The sequence below is a fragment of the Corynebacterium sp. KPL2734 genome (assembly GCF_040225595.1).
Classification (GTDB): Bacteria; Actinomycetota; Actinomycetes; order Mycobacteriales; family Mycobacteriaceae; genus Corynebacterium; species Corynebacterium rhinophilum.
The window spans coordinates 48,680-69,637 of record NZ_JBEHFO010000001.1; the positions used below are offsets into that span (position 1 = coordinate 48,680).

Annotated in this window: 21 protein-coding genes; 7 read left to right on the forward strand and 14 right to left on the reverse strand. The window is 59.7% G+C overall.

The genetic code is table 11. The features are described 5' to 3' along the window. Position 1 precedes the first annotated feature (1 nt). From ABRP88_RS00240 to ABRP88_RS00250, 3 genes are read left to right on the forward strand one after another with little or no spacing between them, the layout of a single operon-like run. On the forward strand, positions 2 to 148 hold the full coding sequence (locus ABRP88_RS00240; protein WP_005278279.1) for a hypothetical protein: 147 nt from the start codon (positions 2 to 4) through the stop codon (positions 146 to 148). Between the two features lie 28 nt (positions 149 to 176). Beyond that, entirely contained in the window at positions 177 to 968 is a 792-nt protein-coding gene (locus ABRP88_RS00245; protein WP_349835627.1) for a trypsin-like serine protease, read from the forward strand. Positions 969 to 998: 30 nt separating this feature from the next. Then, a complete protein-coding gene (locus ABRP88_RS00250; RefSeq protein ID WP_284769471.1) occupies positions 999 to 1,544 on the forward strand; it encodes an NUDIX hydrolase in 546 nt (181 codons plus the stop codon). Here ABRP88_RS00250 and ABRP88_RS00255 read toward each other — a convergent pair. The 3 genes from ABRP88_RS00255 to glnA form a co-directional block, all read right to left on the reverse strand. Next, the gene (locus ABRP88_RS00255; RefSeq protein ID WP_284897716.1) at positions 1,541 to 1,915 is read right to left on the reverse strand and encodes a hypothetical protein; all 375 of its coding nucleotides are present in this window, start codon (positions 1,913 to 1,915) and stop codon (positions 1,541 to 1,543) included. The two genes, ABRP88_RS00250 and ABRP88_RS00255, sit on opposite strands and share 4 nt — an antisense overlap. Before the next feature lie 31 nt (positions 1,916 to 1,946). Further along, entirely contained in the window at positions 1,947 to 2,312 is a 366-nt protein-coding gene (locus ABRP88_RS11440) for an SLAC1 family transporter (protein ID WP_502879830.1), read from the reverse strand. An 809-nt stretch (positions 2,313 to 3,121) separates the two neighbouring features. Continuing rightward, positions 3,122 to 4,555 (reverse strand): type I glutamate--ammonia ligase, encoded by a 1,434-nt coding sequence (gene glnA, locus ABRP88_RS00265; protein ID WP_284769474.1) that lies wholly within the window; start codon positions 4,553 to 4,555, stop codon positions 3,122 to 3,124. Positions 4,556 to 4,673: 118 nt separating this feature from the next. Between glnA and ABRP88_RS00270 the strand changes: the two genes are divergently transcribed. Continuing rightward, positions 4,674 to 5,147 carry an RDD family protein gene (locus ABRP88_RS00270; RefSeq protein ID WP_284819304.1) on the forward strand — a complete coding sequence of 158 codons (474 nt, stop codon included), beginning with the start codon at positions 4,674 to 4,676 and terminating at the stop codon, positions 5,145 to 5,147. A 144-nt stretch (positions 5,148 to 5,291) separates the two neighbouring features. Here the strand turns inward: ABRP88_RS00270 and ABRP88_RS00275 are convergent, their stop codons facing one another. From ABRP88_RS00275 to sucB, 7 genes are all read right to left on the reverse strand, one after another. Then, positions 5,292 to 6,077 (reverse strand): DUF4191 domain-containing protein, encoded by a 786-nt coding sequence (locus ABRP88_RS00275; RefSeq protein ID WP_284819305.1) that lies wholly within the window; start codon positions 6,075 to 6,077, stop codon positions 5,292 to 5,294. Between the two features lie 83 nt (positions 6,078 to 6,160). Further along, positions 6,161 to 7,225, reverse strand: a complete 1,065-nt coding sequence (gene lipA / locus ABRP88_RS00280; RefSeq protein WP_284819338.1) for a lipoyl synthase — start codon at positions 7,223 to 7,225, stop codon at positions 6,161 to 6,163. A gap of 136 nt (positions 7,226 to 7,361) precedes the next feature. After that, positions 7,362 to 8,165, reverse strand: a complete 804-nt coding sequence (lipB, locus tag ABRP88_RS00285; RefSeq protein WP_349835629.1) for a lipoyl(octanoyl) transferase LipB — start codon at positions 8,163 to 8,165, stop codon at positions 7,362 to 7,364. A 103-nt stretch (positions 8,166 to 8,268) separates the two neighbouring features. After that, the gene (gene gcvH / locus ABRP88_RS00290; RefSeq protein WP_284769478.1) at positions 8,269 to 8,661 is read right to left on the reverse strand and encodes a glycine cleavage system protein GcvH; all 393 of its coding nucleotides are present in this window, start codon (positions 8,659 to 8,661) and stop codon (positions 8,269 to 8,271) included. Positions 8,662 to 8,706: 45 nt separating this feature from the next. Then, positions 8,707 to 9,819 (reverse strand): glycine cleavage system aminomethyltransferase GcvT, encoded by a 1,113-nt coding sequence (gene gcvT / locus ABRP88_RS00295; protein ID WP_349835631.1) that lies wholly within the window; start codon positions 9,817 to 9,819, stop codon positions 8,707 to 8,709. A gap of 2 nt (positions 9,820 to 9,821) precedes the next feature. After that, positions 9,822 to 12,665 (reverse strand): aminomethyl-transferring glycine dehydrogenase, encoded by a 2,844-nt coding sequence (gcvP, locus tag ABRP88_RS00300; protein WP_349835633.1) that lies wholly within the window; start codon positions 12,663 to 12,665, stop codon positions 9,822 to 9,824. Positions 12,666 to 12,961: 296 nt separating this feature from the next. Next, on the reverse strand, positions 12,962 to 15,118 hold the full coding sequence (sucB, locus tag ABRP88_RS00305) for a 2-oxoglutarate dehydrogenase, E2 component, dihydrolipoamide succinyltransferase (protein WP_349835635.1): 2,157 nt from the start codon (positions 15,116 to 15,118) through the stop codon (positions 12,962 to 12,964). A gap of 125 nt (positions 15,119 to 15,243) precedes the next feature. Between sucB and ABRP88_RS00310 the strand changes: the two genes are divergently transcribed. Then, positions 15,244 to 15,654, forward strand: a complete 411-nt coding sequence (locus tag ABRP88_RS00310; protein ID WP_005283964.1) for a hypothetical protein — start codon at positions 15,244 to 15,246, stop codon at positions 15,652 to 15,654. 5 nt (positions 15,655 to 15,659) lie between these two features. Here ABRP88_RS00310 and ABRP88_RS00315 read toward each other — a convergent pair whose 3' ends face one another. Both ABRP88_RS00315 and ABRP88_RS00320 read right to left on the reverse strand, forming a co-directional pair. Further along, positions 15,660 to 16,196, reverse strand: coding sequence for an isochorismatase family protein (locus tag ABRP88_RS00315; protein ID WP_349835636.1), 537 nt, complete (start codon positions 16,194 to 16,196; stop codon positions 15,660 to 15,662). A 38-nt stretch (positions 16,197 to 16,234) separates the two neighbouring features. Beyond that, positions 16,235 to 17,731: a leucyl aminopeptidase gene (locus ABRP88_RS00320; protein ID WP_349835638.1), complete on the reverse strand. Its 1,497-nt coding sequence runs from the start codon at positions 17,729 to 17,731 to the stop codon at positions 16,235 to 16,237. A gap of 105 nt (positions 17,732 to 17,836) precedes the next feature. Here ABRP88_RS00320 and ABRP88_RS00325 point away from each other — a divergent pair, with 105 nt between their 5' ends. Continuing rightward, a complete protein-coding gene (locus ABRP88_RS00325) occupies positions 17,837 to 18,931 on the forward strand; it encodes a branched-chain amino acid aminotransferase (RefSeq protein WP_288747406.1) in 1,095 nt (364 codons plus the stop codon). A gap of 59 nt (positions 18,932 to 18,990) precedes the next feature. Here the strand turns inward: ABRP88_RS00325 and ABRP88_RS00330 are convergent, their stop codons facing one another. Together ABRP88_RS00330 and ABRP88_RS00335 are read right to left on the reverse strand one after the other, a co-directional pair. Then, complete coding sequence (locus ABRP88_RS00330; RefSeq protein WP_349835640.1) at positions 18,991 to 19,767, reverse strand: nicotinate-nucleotide--dimethylbenzimidazole phosphoribosyltransferase; 777 nt, start codon at positions 19,765 to 19,767, stop codon at positions 18,991 to 18,993. A gap of 12 nt (positions 19,768 to 19,779) precedes the next feature. Further along, entirely contained in the window at positions 19,780 to 20,460 is a 681-nt protein-coding gene (locus tag ABRP88_RS00335; RefSeq protein WP_349835642.1) for a DUF3043 domain-containing protein, read from the reverse strand. A gap of 142 nt (positions 20,461 to 20,602) precedes the next feature. Between ABRP88_RS00335 and ABRP88_RS00340 the strand changes: the two genes are divergently transcribed. Continuing rightward, positions 20,603 to 20,947: a HesB/IscA family protein gene (locus ABRP88_RS00340; RefSeq protein WP_005283948.1), complete on the forward strand. Its 345-nt coding sequence runs from the start codon at positions 20,603 to 20,605 to the stop codon at positions 20,945 to 20,947. Positions 20,948 to 20,958: the final 11 nt, after the last annotated feature.

Consider the following 20,958-nt stretch of genomic DNA (forward strand, 5'->3'; position numbering starts at 1 on the left):
CATGGCATTAGAAAACTTCGCTGGACCGGAGCACTATACCGAATTCGATCCGGAAAAATTCATCCGCGATTTAAAAGCACAAGCAGAGGCGGATAAGGAAGAACAGGACAAGGACTCTGCAGGTGACGCGGGTACGGATAGCCAGTAGCCTGCTGGCAGCAGCAGGGCTGTTCGCGGTGGCATCGTGTAGCACCGATGCTGCCCAGCAGCCGGATGAAGTGGTTGCGCAATCCACAGACACACCACCGCCGGCACCGCCGAATGAATTTTATGAGCCCGCGGTGGTGCCGGTACCTCCAGGCGCCGCGCTGAATTTAACCACGAGTGACCCGCAGCCGAGCGAGTACTTTAACTTCCAGTCCTGCACCGCGGCGTGGTCTTTCGCGCTTGCCGATGGCCGCACCATCGCCGTGACAGCCTCCCATTGCGGCAAACCTGGCGATAAGGTCTGGGCCGGAACCCAAGAGGGTGACTTTGCCTACCCAGCCGATCCAGTAGGCGAGGTGATCTATTCGGACTTCTTTGCCGAGGAGACCAATCACTTGGACGTTGCTTTCATCGAGCTGTACCGCGACGCGGACTACTTCACCCCAGGCGAGGTAGCCACCACCGTGGCGACGCAGCTAGACAAATTGCCGGATGCGGTGTGCAAACTAGGCAGTTCCACCATTGTGACCTGTGGGAACGTGAAAAACTCGGTGGATTCCACACAGCTGAACTATCAGGGCCTAGAACACGATTCCAACGCCGCCTTGGCGGAGATGTGCAGCGCCGTCGGGGATTCCGGCGGGCCTGTCTACGGCGATGTCGATGGCCGGCAGACCATCGTGGGGCTGGTCTCTGGAATTACCGAGCCCTTGGACGAGGGGCATAGCTGTGAAGACACGCAACAAACCATTGACGTGGCCTTTACCACCGCACCGGATATCCAAGCACTGGCGCTGAAGGTCCTCGGCCCCGTGGCATAGCATCGGGCAAGATTGGCTACGCTAGGTGGTATGCCAACGCCTGATTATATTGTGAAGCTGCGCGAATCCATCGGCCACGATCAGATCTTCGTCCCCGCGTGCAGTGCCATCATTCTCCGCGATGTACCAACCGGTGCGGCGCTGTGGGAGGTGCCATCCGTACTGCTGGTAAAGCGCGCCGATAATGCCGTGTGGACTCCTGTGGAAGGGATTTGTGAGCCTGGCGAGGAGATTACGACCACCGCCTTGCGCGAGGTCAAGGAAGAGGTAGGCCTCGATGCCAAGGTGGAAGCGCTCCTCGGCGTTGGCCAATCCGGCCCAGTGACCTATCCCAATGGCGATGAATGCATGTTCATGGGAACTGCGCTGCGCCTGTCTGTTGCCGACGGTGCTGAGCCCGTTATCAGCGATGAAGAAAATACTGAAGCGCAGTGGTTCTCGGTGGCCCACCTTCCGGATAGCTTGTCGCGCCGCCATCGCCTGATGATCGCGGATGCCGTGGCGCATCTCAAGCACCCGCAAGGCTTTTCTCCCCGCATGGGCTGGATGAAGCGCAGCGAGCAGCCCGGGCTCTAGCGCGTCTCCTGCGTGTCAATAAGCAGGTGTCGTAGCTCCTCCGTGCTGTTCGCTACGACCAACTCTTGGGCGACACACTCCTGAGCCTCCGCCGCGTCTTTATCGGATCCGCAGCATATGACCGTGGCATCGATCGTCATCAGCAGCTTGCCGCGGCGCGCCAGCTCAAAAAATAGTTCGCTATCTTTTGGACCCCATTCCCAGGCGGTGCCATAGAAATCCTGGGCGGCATCGCCAAGCCAGGAGGTTTCAAGCGTTAGGCCTGCTCGGTACAAGAAGACCCCGTCGCGCCGCAAGCCGGCGAGCACCTCCCGCACTCCAGCAAGGTCCGCAGCATCCCAGGCGATGAAGGTAATAGGCGAAGAGCTCATGGCCCGATGATAGACGAGGTAAGGACATCCCCTAGTGAGTCAGTTCTTTGCGTGTGCGGCCTTCCCAGAGCCAGCCTAAGAACCGCGCTGAGCACAGGAACCAGTGCGCAATAAGGAGCAAGGGAATGCTCAGCGCGATAACGTCAAGCCACTCCGAGCCATTGACCAATGCCGTTTGATGCCCGCCCATGCTCACGGTGCCAGGCGGGAAGGTGCACGCCCACCACGCAGGGGAATAGGAGACCCAGCGGGCTGCTTGCGGATAAAAGGTCACCATCGCATAAAGCGATAGCGGGATGGCAATAGCCAGGGCAATAAGCCCGTAGTACACGGAGACACTGCCGGGGTAGAGGATCTGCATTGCGGTGGTAGATTGCCCAACCACGCCCAGTGGCACCCAGGCGGTGGCGGATTTTCCACCACTAAATCCACCTTGCCGTGCCAGGCTGCCCAGTAGACGTAGGCAAATACCGGGACTGCCGTCAGCAAAGACATAGCGAAGAGCACGGTGCCCATGATGTGGTAGGTCTGCCCGTAATCAAGGGCAAGCCACCCAGCCACCGATGCCGAAATCATCGGCCCAACCAAAGGGAGACCCCAGGTAAAGCGCGGCTCTCCATCGAAGCGAGTGAGCTGAATTCCCCACGTGATGACGGTGACGGGACCACCCACCCAAAAGCCGACGAGGCGGAATATTCCAATGCCCGTCAAACCGGATAATGCCGCCCCAAGCGCGAGGACGCCGATGAAAAACATAGACCACTCCGCCATGGTGGTCCGCTCAAACCGCGGACTGCGGTAGCGGGTGTAACCGGCGGTCAAAACAACGAAGATAGCGCACGCAAGTGCAGCAAATACACCAGCGGCAACAAACATGTCTTCTTCAACCAACATGCGCGAGACGATGGAAGTACCCATAAGGCTGCCGGCCCAAGCCGGACCAGGCGGGGGAAGGTGGCGGAATTTATCAGTCACTACCCAGATTCTAGTTTCATCCAGAGCTTCTTACTTAGACTGCGCCACTTTTTGCCTAGTAAAAACCCTCATGTGCGCGCTGGGGAGCGGCCACTGTCAAAGTGGGCGGTGGGTATGACGAAACTCTCGGGCACGCTTACCTGTGCCGATGCAAGCAAAAAGAAAGCAGCCACCTAAGCATTGTTTAGGTGGCTGCCTTGTAGGAGAAACTAGCTGAGAACTAGCGACGCCTTAGCAGTCAAAGTAGAGCTCGAACTCCTGCGGGGTGGGACGCAGGCGCGCGGGGTTGATCTCGTTTTCGTACTTGTAGTTGATGTAGGTCTCGAGGAGATCCTCGGTAAAGACATCGCCCTCGGTCAGGAAGTCCATGTCTTCCTTCAGCGCCTCCAAGGAAGCCTCCAGGGAGGTCGGTGCCTGCGGGATGGATTCAGCCTCTGCCGGCGGCAGCTCATAGAGGTCCTTATCCACTGGGGCGTGCGGCTCGATGCGGTTCTTCACACCATCCACACCGGCCATCATCATGGCAGCAAAGGCCAGGTATGGGTTGCTGGATGGGTCCGGTGCGCGGAACTCGATGCGCTTAGCCTTTGGGTTGGAACCGGTAATTGGAATGCGGATCGCAGCCGAACGGTTGCGCTGGGAGTACACCAGGTTGATCGGCGCCTCGAAGCCCGGAACCAGGCGGTGGTAGGAGTTCAGCGTTGGGTTGGTAAAGGCGAGCACGGCGCCTGCGTGGTGCAGGATGCCGCCGATGAAGTAGCGGGCGATATCGGAAAGCCCTGCGTAACCAGCCTCATCGTGGAAAAGGGGCTCGCCGTCCTTCCACAGGGACATGTGGGCGTGCATGCCGGAACCATTATCGCCAGCCAGTGGCTTTGGCATGAAGGTCGCGGCCTTGCCCCACTCCTGGGCGGTGCGCTTGACCACGTACTTGAAGGTCTGGATGTCATCGCCGGCGTGCAGCAGGGAGTTGAAGCGGTAGTTGATCTCGTTTTGGGCCGCGCCCACCTCGTGGTGGAAGCGCTCGATCTGGAAGCCGACCTCTTGCAGGTTGGCCACGATGTCATCGCGGACCTCGCTGTGCTTATCGTACGGCGGGGTAGGGAAGTAGCCGCCCTTCACGCGGGTCTTGTAACCGGTATTGGGAGTGCCGTCCAAGTTGGTCTCGTTATCGCGGTTCCACCAGCCTTCATCGGAGTCCACCTCAAAGAAGCCGTGCTGCATATCGGTGCCATAGCGCACGGAATCGAAGAGGTAGAACTCGGCCTCGGCGCCAAAGTTACAGGTATCGGCGATGCCGGTGGACTGCAAGTATTCCTCGGCCTTGCGGGCAATATTGCGCGAGTCACGGGTAAAAGGCTCAAAGGTAAAGGGATCGTGGACGAAGAACTTGATATTCAGGGTCTTCGCCGAACGGAAGGGATCGATATGTGCGGTGGCCGGATCCGGCAGCAGCGTCATATCGGATTCTTCGATGGTGGTAAAACCACGAATGGAAGAACCATCAAAGGCCAAACCATTTTCTGCTTCTTCTTCAGTAAATTCGCTGGCAGGGATGGAAAAGTGGTGCTCGGTGCCGGGGACGTCCGTAAAGCGGACATCCACGAACTTTACGTCCTCATCCTGAATAAATTGGACGATGTCCTGCACTGTCTCGAAAGACAAGATTGCCTCCTGTTTGTTGGCCGATGAATTATCTGCCTATAGCCTACTAGTTTTATCCACCCGGCATGGCCATTGGCCTCGTTTCACTTCTGGGAGAGGGGCAACTAAATTGGTGAGCATGGCAGACAAGCGCACGTGGCTCGATGGGCCCAATATTCCGGGCGAATATGACGATGCAGGAACCCCCGGCCGGTGGCCCGGTGAACACTTGGGCTTGCCGGAATCCGGACCTGGGTCCATGGCGTCGGTCGGCCGCCGCGCAGGCGCCGTAGCCATTGACTGGATCATCTGCATGCTGCTGGCCAATCTCATCCTCATGTTCACCACGCAGCTCGGCGGCGTATCCTTCTTGGGCTACGCCCTCTGGGCATTAATGGGCATCATATGTGGCTGGCTATTTGCACGCACCCCGGGCATGCTCATCCTCGGCATGGGCGTGGCCCGCTTGGATGTGCCGGGCGCGCAGGTGGGTTTCTGGCGCGCGGCAGTGCGCACGCTGCTTACCGGTGTAATCTTCCCCGCCGCCATGGTGGACGCGGACGGCCGCGGCATGCACGACCGAGCAACCGGCACCATCGTCATTAACTCTTAGCGGTGCGCGGGGATAAGTCCCGCGCACCGTAAAACTACGACAGTCCCTGCAACCTTTCCCAATCGGGTGGTTGCAGGGACCGTTTGTGCTTTAGAGCAAAGCGAGAGCCGAAAGCCTAGCCGGGGCGAGTGGCTAAAGCAGTATTTAGCCCTTTCCCTTGCGCTGCTGCGCGCGGCGCATGCGGCGGTTCATGCCCGACATGTTCTGCGCCTGCTGCGGCATTGGGCCCTTGGGCATACCCGGCATCGTTCCCGGCATGGAGTCCATGGCCTCAATGCGGCGGATATTTTCGTAGGTGGCGTTCTTATTGTAGTTGCGCGGCAGCTTCATGAGGTGGTTGCGCAGCTTGGAAACCGGCACCTCGTCCTCGCCGGTGCCGACGTAGACCTCATAGACCGGCACGCCACCGGCAATCTTGTCCACGCGCTTTTTCAGCTGGTTCAGGGTGGGGCGAAGGCGGTTCTTATTGCCTTCGCACACGAAGATGACGCCCGCATTGCCGATGACCCTGTGAATAAGATCCTGCTGGCGGGTGGCGGCGATGCCGGACTTTACGGACCATACAATGCCGACGGTATTGCGCAGCTGCTGCTCCAAGGCCCAACCGGCGGCGCCGGGCTGGTCTTCGACGCGCTTGTACATATCGCGTTCCAGGCGGCGGGTAAACAGGAACATCGCCAAAAGCGCGCCCAATCCCAAGCCGATAATCAGCATGAACCACTGGCCATTAAAGAGCGTGCCAATGAGGAAGAACAATAGGCCGACGCCGAGGAAGGCGGCCAGCATGATAGGAATGAGCGCCTTATCCTGCTTGCGCTGCAAATTGAATGCCTGCCACAACTGTGACCAGGTTTGCTTACGCTTTTGGCGCTTAGCCGCGCGTTCTTGCTTCTTGGCAGCTTTCAGGGCTGCTTTGTCATCTTTCGCCATGGTTCCTACTTTAAAGGTCAGGTGACAAAAATGTTAAACGGCCCCCGCAGATGGCGAGGGCCGAGTAAGAAAACTCCGAGGGTTTAGCGCACGGTTGCCGCGACCGAATCAGCATTGGCCGGAGTTTTGGCCATGCGGGTGGTCACCGGGGTTTCTTCCGAAGGACCGTACTTATCCAGCAAGGTGGATGCCTCCTGGGCGGTAGCACCCTGGGAGGTCTCCTTCAGGTGCTTGAGATTCTCCGGCAATTCCAGGCCGCGCTTTTCCATGGCCTGCACGTATAGGCGGCCAGCGCGGTAAGAAGAGCGAACCAGCGGACCAGACATGACGCCGCCAAACCCCAGTTCCTTAGCCAGCTTGGAGTGAGCCACGAATTCCTCCGGGCGCACCCAGCGCTCGATGGGGTGGAAGCGCGGGCCGGGGCGCAGGTACTGGGTGATGGTAATAATGTCACAGCCAGCCTCGCGCAGGTCGCGCAATGCTTCCTCGACCTCGTCCTCGGTCTCGCCCATGCCCAAAATCAGGTTGGACTTGGTAATAAGGCCGTAGTCGTGGGCTTGGCGGATGACATCGAGGGAGCGCTCGTAGCGGAAGGCCGGGCGGATGCGCTTGAAGATGCGCGGCACGGTCTCCAGGTTGTGAGCGAATACCTCCGGCTGTGCCTCGAAGACCTCTTCGAGCAGGTCCGGCTTGCCAGAGAAATCCGGGGTGAGGTTTTCTACGCCGGTGTGTGGGTTGAGCTCGTGGATCTTGCGCACGATTTCCGCATACAGCCACGCGCCCTCATCTGGGAGGTCATCGCGGGTCACACCGGTAATCGTGGTGTAGTTGAGGTCCATTTCCTGGATGTTTTCGGCCACGCGGCGCGGTTCGTCGCGGTCAAGCGGCTCCGGCTTGCCGGTTGCAATATCGCAGAAGTCGCAACGGCGGGTGCACTTATCGCCGCCGATGAGGAAGGTTGCCTCGCGGGATTCCCAACATTCGTGGATATTCGGACAACCGGCTTCTTGGCAGACGGTGTGCAGGGAAGCGCCGGCCACGCGGGACTTCATGTCCTCATAGCCCGGTCCGGTGCGAACCTGGTTGCGGATCCACCGCGGCTTTTGTTCGATGGGCGACTCCGCATTTTTCTTCTCAATGCGGAGCATCTTGCGTCCTTCAGGCTTTACAGTCACAAATACTCACTTTATCGATCAAAGATGGTGATGGCTAATAGCTCTTCTTGGTACAAGGCGCGCGGGCGCGCAACTATTCCACGCTAGCCCCAAACTAGGGCCACCGCGATTAAGCCTGCGCTTGCCGACGCCGCTCCCGCGCCTTCTCATTCGCAAGCTTCGTGGGATCGGGCGCGGAACCGAAACTGTGATCGGCAACGATGAGGCGGCCCGAGAGGGCATCATCAAGTGCCCGCAAAAGCGGCTGTGCGGCTTCTTCCATTGTGACCTCGCGGCCGAGTTCCAGCGACAGCGTGGTGATGTCTGCATCATCGATGCCACAGGCCACGATGTGCTCGTAATACTCCAGTGTATTGCTGCAGTTGAGCGCCAGGCCGTGCATGGTAACCCCGCGGGTAATGCGGATTCCCAGCGCCGCAATCTTGCGATCGCGCTGCGAGGCGGAAGGATCTTTAGCCTGGGTGGTAGAAGGCACCCACACCCCAGAGCGGCCGTCGATGCGGCCTGCGGTAGTCACGCCCATCTCGCGCACTGCCTGGATGGTGGCCTCCTCGAGGCGGCGGACATAATCGACGACATCGACAGGCTCTGCCAGCTTGATGATGGGGTAGAGCACCAACTGCCCCTCGCCATGCCAGGTAATGCGCCCGCCGCGGTCCACGGTGATAACCGGCAGATCATTATCCGGCATATCCTCAGGCTGCGTGCGCTTGCCCGCGGTGTAGATATTGGGGTGTTCGACCACTAAGACCACATCGTCCTGCGTGCCCTGCGCGCGCGCCGCCGCCACCTCCGCCTGGTAATCCCATGCCTCTTGGTAATCCATGCGGCCCAAGTGGCGAATTTCAAAGGGGTTATCCGAGGCGCGAATGGAGCGTTCAGCGGGAAAGAAAGGATCGCGTGGTGCAGTCATAATCTCTAGTGTCGTCTTCTTTGGTAGGAAAAAGCAAAGCGGGAGAATGCCTTGGCATCCTCCCGCCTTATTTTATGTTCGAGGGCGTCGAACTAACCGCCTTTTAGTCGAGGCCGTTAGCGGAGGCGTATTCCTCTGCCTCCATGAGCTCGCCTGCTTCATCCACCTCGACCTCGAAGAGCCAGCCTTCACCGAAGGGGTCGTTGTTGATGACGGCGTAGTCATCGTGCACGGCATCGTTGACGGCCTTCACGGTGCCGGTGACTGGGGAGAACAGGTCCGATACGGACTTGGTGGATTCGACCTCGCCACAGGAATCGCCGGCGGTGACGGTATCGCCTACCTCAGGCAGTTCGGCGAAGACGACCTCGCCTAGGCGGTCTGCGGCAACGGAGGTGATGCCGATGCGAACGGTCTTGCCTTCTACGGCGTCCTTCGCGGCGTTAACCCATTCGTGGTCTTCGGAGTAGGAAAAGTCTTGGGGCAGGTTAGACATGGTGTGTAGTCCTTTCGGGCTGAGATTTTAGGGTGTGCGGGTGGCTTACCTGTCGCGCTTGTAGAACGGCAACGCGGTTACCTCAAAAGGATAACGCTTGCCGCGGATTTCTACCTCCACCGCGGTGCCCGGTTCGAGCTCCGCGCTGGTATCAAGCAGCGCAATGGCCACTGGGTGGCCAAGAGTGGGGGAGGGCTGACCCGAGGTGACGGTGCCGACCTTGGTGTCATTGAGATAAACCTCGGCGCCGGCACGCGCGGCGCGGCGCTGATCCGAGGTGAGCCCGGAGATAACGACCTGTGGGCCTTCCTCGGCGCGCTTGCGGATGACGTCTGCGCCCACGAAGTCAGCTTCTTTCTTGGCAAAGGCGCGCGACATGCCCGCCTCTACCGGGGTGATATCGCGGGAGAGCTCGTTGCCGTAGAGCGGCATGCCGGCCTCCAAGCGCAGGGAATCGCGCGCGGCCAGGCCGCACGGCTTGATATCGTATTCCGCGCCCGCCTTGAGCAATTCTTCCCACAGCTGCGGGGCATCGGAGTTGTAGACGATGAGCTCGAAGCCATCCTCACCGGTATAACCGGTGCGCGCGATGATGGCGAAGGTGCGTGCCACCTTGCCCATCGTGGCGGCGTAGTAGCCCAGCTCATAGACGGCTTCTTGCTTATTGTCCTCTACCAGCGGGACGAGGATCTCGGCGGCCTTGGGGCCCTGCACGGCGATCATGGCAACGTCGCGGGACTCGTTCTTGAGCTCTACGTCGAAGCCCTCGGAGCGCTTATTGAGTTCGTCCCAGACGGTATCGGCATTGCCGGCGTTGGGCACGACGAGGAACTTGTCATCCTCGAAGCGATAGGAAATCAGGTCATCGATGATGCCGCCGTCTTCAGCGGTGATCATGGAGTACTTGGCCTTGCCCACCTTCAGCGAATCTAGGTTAGAGATGAAGGAGTAGGACAAGAACTTGCCGGCGTCGGGTCCATTGACCCAGATTTCACCCATGTGGGAGAGATCAAACAGGCCTGCGCTGTTGCGAACGGCGCGGTGTTCTTCCAGCTCGCTGTTGTACTTCAGCGGCATATTCCACGGCACAAAGGCCGTGAAGGTAGCGCCGAGTTCCTCGTGCTTGGCATTGAGCGGGGAGGTTAGAAGTTCGGTCATTGTTACTCCTCGGAATCGTCGATCTCGAATGCTTCTGGCGGCGGGCAGCTGCACACCAGGTTGCGGTCGCCGTAAGCCTCATCGAGGCGGCGAACCGGTGGGAAATACTTGTAGCTATGCAATAGGGATTTGACCGGCCACGCGGCCTTGTCACGGCTGAAGGAGTACTCCCAGTTATCGGTAGCTACCGACTCAGCCGTAAACGGTGCGTGGTGGATAACGGAGTTCTCGTAGGCCACCTCACCGTCGATGATCTCCTGGATTTCGGCACGGATGGTGCGCATGGCTTCGATGAAGCGATCCAGCTCGCCCTTGTCCTCAGACTCGGTGGGCTCAATCATCAAGGTACCGGCCACGGGGAAGGCCAGGGTGGGGGCGTGGAAGCCGAAGTCAATGAGGCGCTTGGCCACATCGGCGGCGGTGACCCCGGAGGCATCGGTAAGCTCGCGCAAATCGATGATGCACTCGTGCGCTACCAAGCCCTCGTTGCCGGTGTAGAGGACAGGGAAGTACTCGTTGAGTGAGGCCGCCAGGTAGTTAGCGCCCAACACTGCGTGGCCGGATGCGGCGGCGAGGCCCTCGGCACCGGTCATGGCCAGGTAGGCCCACGAAATAGGCAGGACACCGGCGGAGCCGTACTTGCTGCCGGTAATGGGAACGCCCTGGCCAACAGGGGTTTCCGCGGTGGCATCAAGCTCAGGGGATGCAGCATCACTGGGCAAGAACGGAATGAGGTGTTCTGCCACCGCCACCGGGCCGATGCCCGGGCCGCCGCCACCGTGCGGAATCGTGAAGGTCTTGTGCAGGTTGAGGTGGGAGACATCGCCGCCGAAATCGCCCGGACGAGCCCAACCGGTCAGCGCGTTCATATTGGCGCCATCGATGTAGACTTGGCCGCCGACCGCGTGCACCTTATCGCAAACATCGCGCACCTCGGGGTCGAAGACGCCGTGGGTGGAGGGGTAGGTGACCATGATGCCGGCGATGTGGTTGCCGTGCTTTTCGATCTTTTCTTCCAGGTCCGCGACGTCAATTGAGCCGTCCTCGGCGGTCTTGACCACGGCGACGCGCAGGTTTGCCAGAGTGGCAGAGGCCGCGTTGGTGCCGTGTGCGGAGGCCGGGATGAGCACAACATCGCGCTCATTATCGCCATTGGCCACGTGGTAGCGGCGAATGGCCAGCAAGCCCGCCAACTCACCCTGGGAGCCGGCATTGGGCTGGATGGAGACCTTGGCATAGCCGGTAAGCTCGGCGAGCCAGCCTTCGATCTTTTCCACCAACGCGCGCCAACCCGTGGTGGTCTCTTCCGGGGCATATGGGTGGATACCGGCGAATTCTGGCCAGGAGATGGGTTCCATGGCCGCGGTGGGGTTGAGCTTCATGGTGCACGAGCCCAGCGGAATCATGGAGCGGTCCAGTGCCAAGTCCTTGTCCGCGAGCTTGCGCAAGTAGCGCAGCATCTGGGTCTCAGAATGGATGGAGTGGAAAATCTCGTGCTCCAGCGGTTCCTCGGCGCGCTGCAGGTTCTCCGGCAGCTCAAAATTGGCCTCAGCCGGGGTAGCACCGAAGGCTTCTGCCAAGTGTGCGACATCGCGCTGCGTGGCGGATTCGCCGAAGGATACGGATACCTTGTCGGTGCCAATTGCGCGCACCAAGTAGCCTGCATCCTGCAGGTCAGCCTTGATCTTCTGCGCGTCAACGCCGTTGACGGTGACGGTATCGAAGAAGTCCTGCGATGTAATTTCCAGGCCGGCATCCACGATGGACTGGGCGAAGGAGGAGGCCAAGTCGTGCACGCGCTCGGCGATGTCCTTCAGCCCCTTCGGTCCGTGGTAGACGGCGTACATCGAGGCTACATTGGCCAAAAGTGCCTGGGCAGTACAAATATTGGAGGTCGCGCGCTCGCGGCGGATGTGCTGCTCGCGGGTCTGCAGCGCCAAGCGGTAGGCCGGGCGGCCATCTGCATCCTTGGAGACGCCGACGATGCGGCCCGGCATCTGGCGCTTGAGTTTATCCGTTACCGCCATGTAGGCAGCGTGGGGGCCGCCGAAGAAGAGGGGTACACCAAAGCGCTGAGACGAGCCCAAAACGATATCGGCACCCAAGTTTCCGGGGCCTTCAAGAAGCAGCAGGGACAGCGGGTCAGTGACCACGGAGGCCAGCGCGCCGCGGGTGTGCAGCTCTTCAATCACGGCAGAAGGATCGAAAATCTCTCCTTCGGTGCCGGTGTAGGCGATGACTGCACCGATGAGGTCTTCGCCCACCAAGCCCTCGTGCACGTCCACGATCTCTACCTCGAGGTCAATGGCGCGGGCGCGCTCAGCGGCAACGGTGAGCACCTGCGGATGCAGGCGGGAGTCCAGTACGACGCGGCGGCCCTTCTTTACTGCGCGGGACATCAATCCGACCGCCTCGGCGGTAGCGGAAGCCTCATCCAACAGGGAAGCATTCGCGATGGGCAGCCCTGTCAGGGATTCGATCATGGTCTGGAAGTTGAGCAAGGCCTCCAAGCGGCCCTGGGAAATCTCAGGCTGGTAGGGGGTATACGCGGTATACCAGCCGGCATCCTCAAGCAGGCCGCGGCGGATGACGGCGGGGGTCAGGGTGTCCGAATATCCCTGGCCATAGAAGGGTTTAAGCACAGTGTTTTGATCGGCGAACTCCCGCAAAGCGGCCTGTGCCCCGTCTTCAGAGAGTGCTTCTGGCAAGTGGGGAAGTTCCGTAGCGCGGATCTTGGGTGGAATGGCGGCATCGACAAGCGCCTGCACGCTGTCGTAGCCCACAGTGCCGAGCATGGTGGCCTGCTCGGCAGAATCCGGCCCTAGGTGGCGGGAGATGAAATCCATCTGTGAGGTCTCCTTCATCGGGTGCAATGGTCTTAACCGCCCCTAAGTATATGTTTAATAACCGGTAAAAACAGCGCCCTTGAAAAACTTTTATGCAGCAACTCACCGAGGGAAATGTGTCGTAGCCCGCTTACCTCCTAATTAGTGAAATATATCCTGCAGCGCCGGGATAAAATTCGTCTGATATTTTTGCCGGAAGTTTACGCGCTACACCCCCGCGCGGTACCCCAGGCATGACAAAACCTCCCGTCCCTTCGCGCGGAAGGAACGGGAGGTATGCCAGTTAGCTAACTGCTTTAGATATCGAGGTCAGCCTCAAAGTCTGCAGTCTCCAGGCGGTCCTTGATGGTGGTGATGAAGCGGCCTGCGTCCGCACCATCGATGACCTGGTGGTCATAGGTGAAGGGCAGGAAGCACATCTGGCGGATGGCGATAGCATCCTGGCCATTCTCGTTGACCACGACAGCGCGCTTCTGGATAGCCGCGGTACCCAGGATTCCGGCCTGTGGCGGAACCAGGATCGGGGTATCGAGCAGTGCGCCCTCGGAACCGATATTGGTCACGGTGAAGGTGGCACCGGTCAGGTCATTCGGCTTCAGCTTGTTATTGCGGGCCTTATCAGCCAGCTCCGCAATCTGCTGCGCGATTTCCGGTAAGGACAGGTTCTGTGCCTTGTGGATGACCGGGGTGAGCAGACCCTTCGGGGTGTCTACGGCGATGGCGACGTTGACATCCTCGTGGTAGGTCATCTCCTTGGTCTCTGGGTCATAGGAGGCGTTCACGTTCGGGTGGGAGACCAAAGCCTCCGTGGTGGCCTTCACGATGAACGGCAGGAAGGACAAGTTGGAGCCGTACTTATCAATGAACGCCTGCTTGTTCTTCTTGCGCATATCCCAGATAGGAGTCATATCGACTTCCTGCACGTGGGTAAGCTGTGCGGAAATCTGCAGCGCTTCCACCATCTTGGTAGCGGTGATTTCGCGGATGCGGTTGACCTTCTGGGTGGTGCCGATAAGCTCCTGCTTTTCCGGATCCACAGACTTGGTGGACCAGCGTGCGCGTGGGGAGTCAGCAGCCTTCTTATCGTCGCCTGCGGATGCCTTCGCATCGCCCTCACCAGCAGCGGAAAGGACGTCCTGCTTGCGGATGCGTCCGCCCACACCGGTGCCCTCAATGGAGTTGAGGTCCACGCCGTGCTTATCAGCCAACTTGCGCACCAACGGGGTGACGTATGGAACGTTATCGCCGTTGTTGACCTTGGTGGAGGTGTTCAGGGAAGAATCCTGCTTCGGTTCTTCCTTCTTCTCTTCCTTGGCTGGCTCGGACTCGTCTTCCTTCTTCTCGTCAGACTTGGATTCTTCCTTTTCTTCCTGCTTGTCCTCGGACGTGGATTCTTCCTTTTCTTCGGACTTGTCGTCGTCGGAGTCATCGGAGTCGTCGGAGGATGGTGCGGCGTTTTCGTCGCCGACGCGGGCGATGGCTTCGCCGACCTCGATGGTTTCGTCTTCTTCGGCGAGGATTTCTACCAGGGTGCCGGCAACGGGGGAAGGAATTTCGGTGTCGACCTTGTCGGTGGAGACCTCGAGCAGTGGTTCGTCTACCTCGACGGTGTCGCCGACGGACTTGAGCCACTGGGTAATGGTGCCCTCGGTGACGGATTCGCCGAGTTCTGGCATCTCCACATCGGTGGCCTCGCCAGAAGCCTTGGAGCTAGAGCCAGACTTCTTCTCGTCCTTTTCTTCCTTCTGATCCTCGGACTTGGATTCTTCCTTTTCTTCGGACTTGTCGTCGTCGGAGTCATCGGAGTCGTCGGAGGATGGTGCGGCGTTTTCGTCGCCGACGCGGGCGATGGCTTCGCCGACCTCGATGGTTTCGTCTTCTTCGGCGAGGATTTCTACCAGGGTGCCGGCAACGGGGGAAGGAATTTCGGTGTCGACCTTGTCGGTGGAGACCTCGAGCAGTGGTTCGTCTACCTCGACGGTGTCGCCGACGGACTTGAGCCACTGGGTAATGGTGCCCTCGGTGACGGATTCGCCGAGTTCTGGCATCTCCACATCGGTGGCCTCGCCAGAAGCCTTGGAGCTAGAGCCAGACTTCTTCTCGTCCTTTTCTTCCTTCTTATCCTCGGACTTGGATTCTTCCTTGTCCTCAGACTTGTCGTCGTCGGAGTCGGAGTCGTCAGAATCATCAGAGGAGGAAGAGGAGTCAGCTTCGTCTTCATCACCGATGACGGCGATCACCTCGCCGACCTCGATGGTGTCGTCTTCTTCGGCCTTGATTTCAAGAATGGTGCCGGCAACGGGGGAAGGGATTTCGGTGTCGACCTTGTCGGTGGAGACCTCGAGCAAAGGCTCGTCCACCTCGACGGTGTCGCCGACGGACTTAAGCCACTGGGTAATGGTGCCTTCGGTTACGGACTCGCCCAGCTCGGGCATCTCAACGGAGTTCGCCATGAGTTTTAAGACTCCTCGAAAAGTTGGAAGTATTCTATCGCTACCGCACAATCTTACAGCGTGATGCCCGTCATCGTGCAGTAGTGGGGTTAGTAATACCCTCCATGCGGGTAAACTAGTGGGTTATGTTCAACCTCTTCCGCCGCAATAAGTCCCGATCGCCACTGCGACCGCCCCGCGGTCCGGGAGAAACTATCCGCCCAGAAGATGAACAAGAGCTCAAAATGTGGGCCGCCGATAAGGCATTTATTGAGGCATTTATCGAGCCAGAGACCGTGGTCAATGAAATGTCCGTGGTCGTTGTGGATGAAAAGGGTGAGTTTATTCGCCGGCGTATCGGCGGGCCGAAGGGGATTGACGCGGTAGGAAAACTGTTGCAGTGCGACGTTTTTGATGTCGAAGAAACCGGGTACCCCCAACGCATGCGCGAGCGCATGGAACGCCAACGCATCTTGCGTAAAAGGGAAGAACAGCGCCTTCGCCGCGCCCGCTTTGAGCGCGGCGAAAACCCTGATTCGGGGCAGGACTTAAGTTAATCGGCCTAGACGATGGTGGCGCCGGCCTTTCCTAACTTCGCTAGGGCGGCATCCCCGCGATCTGGATCAACAGGAGAGCAATACTCGCTTAAGACGCGGACGGAAAAACCTTCCTTTAAAGCATCCGCAGCGGTTGCCTGCACGCAGTGATCCGTGGCGATGCCGACGATATCTACTGCGTTGATATCGTGCTCGCGCAGCCACTCCGCCAGCAATACGCCGTGTGCTGCGCCCTCAAAGCCGGAGTACGCGGCGGTGTATTCGCCCTTACGAAAATATGCTTGCGCAGGCCCGATGGCCTCGTGCATCTGGGCGCCATAGGAATCGGCGACGCAGTGCACCGGCCAGGAATCGACAAAATCCGGGTCCTCAGCAAAGTGGGAACCCGGATCGATGTGCCAGTCCTGCGTGGCAACGACGGTGTCATACTCGGTCTGCAAAGAAGAGATCTTCTCTGCAACCTCGTTGCCGCGATCGGTGCCAAGCGCGCCGCCTGGGCAAAAGTCGTGTTGGACGTCAACGATGATTAAAGCAGTGTTCATAACTCCGCTATTTTATGCCCAGGCGGCTGTGCGGGGTATTACTTTGATTCAGCAATCTCGCGCAGGGCAGCAATGACGGTGCGGGTGGGAACGCCCGTACCCATCTTTGGCGTATAGCCATAAGCGCCGGTGGTATTGAAGGAAGGCCCGGCGACATCGATATGTGCCCATTCGATGCCCTCGTCCACGAACTGTTTCAAGTAAGTGCCTGCGTATTCCATGCCGCCCTCGCGCTTGGCGTTGATATTGCGGATATCGGCGCTGGCGGATTTCACGGATTCATCGTGTTCTTCCAAAAGCGGCATGGCCCACGCATTTTCGCCGACCTCGCGGCCGATGCCCGCCATGCGGTCGCGGAAGTCCTCCGAACCCATGACGCCGGCGGTGCGCTCGCCCAAGGCAACCATCTGGGCACCGGTCAGCGTGGCGGTTTCGATGAGGAAGTCGGGCTTATCCTCGCTGGCGCGCGCGATGGCATCGGCAAGCACGAGGCGGCCTTCTGCATCGGTATTGAGAACCTCAGAGGTAATGCCGCCGTAGTGGGTGATGACATCGCCTGGGCGGGTGGCGTTATCGCCCGGCATATTTTCTGCCAGCGGCAGGGTAGCGGTGATCTTTACCGGCAGGTTGAGCTTTGCCGCAGCGATGATGGAGGCGGCCATGGCGGCGGAACCGCCCATATCGGAAATCATGTCCCACATGCCAGAACCTGGCTTCAAGGAAATGCCGCCGGTATCGAAGGTGATGCCCTTGCCCACGAGCGCCACGTGCTTCTTCGCCTTCTTTGGGTTCCAGCTTAGGCGTACTAAGCGCGGCGGGCGAGCGGAACCGCGGCCTACGGCGGTAATGCCGCCAAAGCCCTGCTTTTGCAGCGCCTTTTCATCTAGGATTTCTACCTCGAGGCCAACTTCTTTAGCCTGGGCGGAGAGGAAGTCTGCATAAGACTCCGGGTACAGCAGGTTGGACGGGGTATTGACCAGGTCGCGGGCAATCACCACGGACTCCGCGGTGATCTTGGCCGCCTCGAACTCCTCGCGGGCGGACTTTTCTGCCACCACGGTAAAGGCGGCTGGCTGCTCGGAATCCTTGCCAGGCTTAGAGCGCAGCCCCTGGAATTTGTAGCCGCCCAAGATGAGGCCTTCTACCGTGGGAGCGATTCCGAAATCGCCCAAGGAAGTGGCTACCTCTTCCACCTTGGAAATCGAGCGTGCGGCGCTGCCGGCGGCGCGGCGCAAGGTTTCTGCATCGAGGTCCTCGGCATCGCCAAGGCCGACGGCGATGATGGAATCGACCTCTGCCTTCTTAGGCGCTGGGATGCGGGTGACCTCATTGGCCTTGCCGGTTGCTCCCACGGCGATAAGGGACTCGTATGCTTCGCGCAGCGCGGCCGACTTGAGCAGCGAGGTGCCCGGAAGCTCAATGCCCTCCTCGCCCTTAAATGCGGCGATGAGTAGGGCCTGCGCGTTCTTCGGGGCCTTCTTTTCTAGCTTAAGCTCCGGAAATGCCCCACGTGCGGGTCCAGTGTGCTGAGACATAAAGTCCTCCTTTTTAATTGGTACTAATGAAACTTCTGCCCATGATACCGCGCTAGAGTGAACATATTCCTACCCGGCTATAGATAAAAGGAGTAGATTGTGGGCATGCTTGATTACACGATCACCCGTACGAATCAACCAACGGCGGCAGCAGATTTAGATAAAATCCTGGCCAATCCCGGCTTTGGCCAGCACTTTACGGACCACATGGTTACCATCGATTGGTCCACGGACAAGGGCTGGCACGACGCGCAGGTCCGCCCCTACGGCCCGCTGACGATGGATCCAGCGAGCAACGTCTTCCACTACGGCCAGGCCGTCTTCGAGGGCATTAAGGCCTACCGGCAGCCCGATGATTCCATCGTTACCTTCCGCCCCGAGCAAAACGCGCAGCGTTTTATCAATTCGGCGCAGCGCTTGGCGATGCCCGAGCTACCGCAAGAAGAGTTCATCGAGGCGCTGCGCCAGCTGGTGGACATCGATAAGAGCTGGGTTCCAGAGGCAGGCGGGGAAGCATCGCTCTACCTGCGCCCCTTTATGATTTCGACCGAGGTATCGCTGGGCGTGCACCCGGCCAATGCGTATCGCTTCATCCTCTTGGCCTCGCCCGCCGGTGCGTATTTCAGCGGCGGCATTAAGCCGGTTTCGGTGTGGCTGTCTACGGATTATGTCCGCTCCGCGCCGGGCGGAACCGGTGCCGCGAAATTCGCCGGCAATTACGCCGGTTCCTTGTTAGCGCAAGCACAAGCCGAAGAAAAGGGCTGCGATCAAGTGGTCTGGCTGGATGCCATCGAACGCCGGTATATCGAGGAAATGGGCGGGATGAACCTCATGTTCGTCTACGGTACCGGCAGCGACGCCGAGATCGTCACCCCGGCCCTTTCCGGATCTCTGCTGCCCGGCATTACCCGCCAGTCCCTGCTGCAGGTCGCCGAAGACATGGGGTACAAGGTAACTGAGCGGCGCATCACTGCCGAAGAATGGCAGCGAGATGTGGAATCGGGTGAGATGACCGAGGCCTTTGCCTGCGGTACCGCCGCCGTCATCACGCCGGTGGGGCGCGTGCTTGGTGAGGACACCGATTTTAGCGTCAATAATAACGAGGCCGGCGAGGTCTCTATGGCCTTGCGCGAGCGCCTAACCGGCATCCAGCGCGGCGCCGTGGATGATGCCCACGGCTGGTTGCACACTCTGGTCTAGCGCGCTTGTCCGAGTCGGAGTACGACGCAGCGCGGGGTTGGTTGCCCTGCCGCGCGCAGTTAGGTCTCTGCTTGCGTCGCGTCCGCGGTGATTTCTACGCCCAGTAATAAAAGGGGTAGGGCAGCCAAAGCGCCGAGCGCCGGCACCGGTTCCATCTGCAGCTCGAGCAGGGGCTCCAGCCGCAGCTTCTTTAAGGCCAACCGGTGAGCCGGCTGCGGCGCGATATTGGTGGCAAGGATCCAGTCGTGGATCCGCGTGTCTGCAGCGGCGCATACGGCGGCGGTGGCGGTCAAGGGTGCATCGACAAGCAAGGGCGTGCGCCGCCGCGCCGCCTGGGAGATAAAGCCCACCAGCGCGGCCAAAACGGGGGAGCCGCAGGCCTTAATGAGCTCCCGCCCAGTCAGGTCGCGCATCCGAAACATGGCATCGCGAATGGCCGCAACCTCGGCCTTCCAAGCCTCGACGCTCGGCTGCTTGCTGACGACCACCACCGGCTCCTCCTGCGCCATGATCCCCATGACGGCCGCGGCAGCCTGCGTTCCATCGATGCCGCCAGGAATTAGCAGATCCGTACCGCCATCGATTTCCGCATCCGCTGCCTGCACGCCTAGGTCATAGGCCGAGGAGCAATCTGTCACCGTGACGGATTTAATGCTGGCCCCGACCCGCCGAGCGGCGGTCTCCGTGGCCTGTGGGATCCCGTCACTGTCCTCGGTGAAGATGATGGCTCGAACCCGCTGTGGCTCGGAAGCGGGGGAGCGATCCTGGCAGGCGGCTAGCCACTGTGCGGCATCGCTTAGCCTGCCGTAGGGATAATGCTGCGGGGAATCAGCCATCAGCGTGCTTCCTTAAACGTCGGCCCCGCGCTCTACGCGCGGGCGAGGAATGCGCCACTTGCGGGGCTGGCTGGCGCGGGAAAATGCGTAGAATCCCAGGCCAAAGCCGGTCGCGGTAGTGCCGGGGAACTTCTTGCGGACAGCATTATTAGCACGGCGGCCCAGCCAGATGCCATCGATGGCGAAGATAAGGATGACCACCATGGCAATCGCGTTGATAAGGCCTGCGATGCTGGGAGCCGCATAGGTCACGAAGACCACCACGATAAGGGCAAGCGCCATCGGCATGACCCATTCCGAAAGCGTGCGACGGGCATCGATCCAATCGCGCACGTAGGCGCGCTCCTCGCCCTGGTCGCGGGCTGGGAGGAAGCGCGGATCGCCTTCAGCCATGCGTTCCTGGTTTTCGCGGTTGCGCTGGTTGCGCTCTTTGCGCTCCTGCTTTTTATATTCTTTCCACTCGTCCTTATTCATGGACTTTTTGAGTTCCTTGCGGCGCTTATAACGCTGCGCATCGGATACCCCATGTGGATCGCGCTTCACGCCGCGCGCGATTTCCTGTTCCTGGCGCTTTGGCGTGGGACGGCCCTTCGGAGGGGTATACCCCTTGCGGTGGGTTTCTTCCTGAACTTCTTCCTGCACGGGAGCAGGTTCAGGGGAGGTCTTGTCATCTTTTTGCCACGGAAGTTTCACGCTGATCAGACTACAAGGTTTCGACCCCAAGAGGGGAATAGGCCCGCCCACGGCGTTGTTATTACTATGGGCTACCTTTTCCCTCCTCGTAGATGCGGGTAGGGTAGTGGCTACGCAACCAAGACATATTTGAGGAGAAGTGATGACCGCTCCAGTTTCCGAAACCGGCGTCATTCTGACCGAGGCCGCAGCTGCAAAGGCAAAGGGCCTGCTTGATCAGGAAGGCCGCGACGATCTCTCCCTGCGCATCGCAGTGCAGCCCGGCGGCTGCGCTGGCCTGCGCTACCAGCTCTACTTCGACGACCGCAGCCTCGATGGTGACAAGGTCGACGAGGTAGGTGGCATCAAGCTCGTCGTGGACAAGATGTCTGTGCCGTACCTTACCGGTGCCAAGATCGACTTCGCTGACACCATCGAGTCCCAGGGTTTTACCATTGATAACCCGAACGCTACCGGCTCCTGCGCGTGTGGCGACTCCTTCAACTAAACCGAAGGATA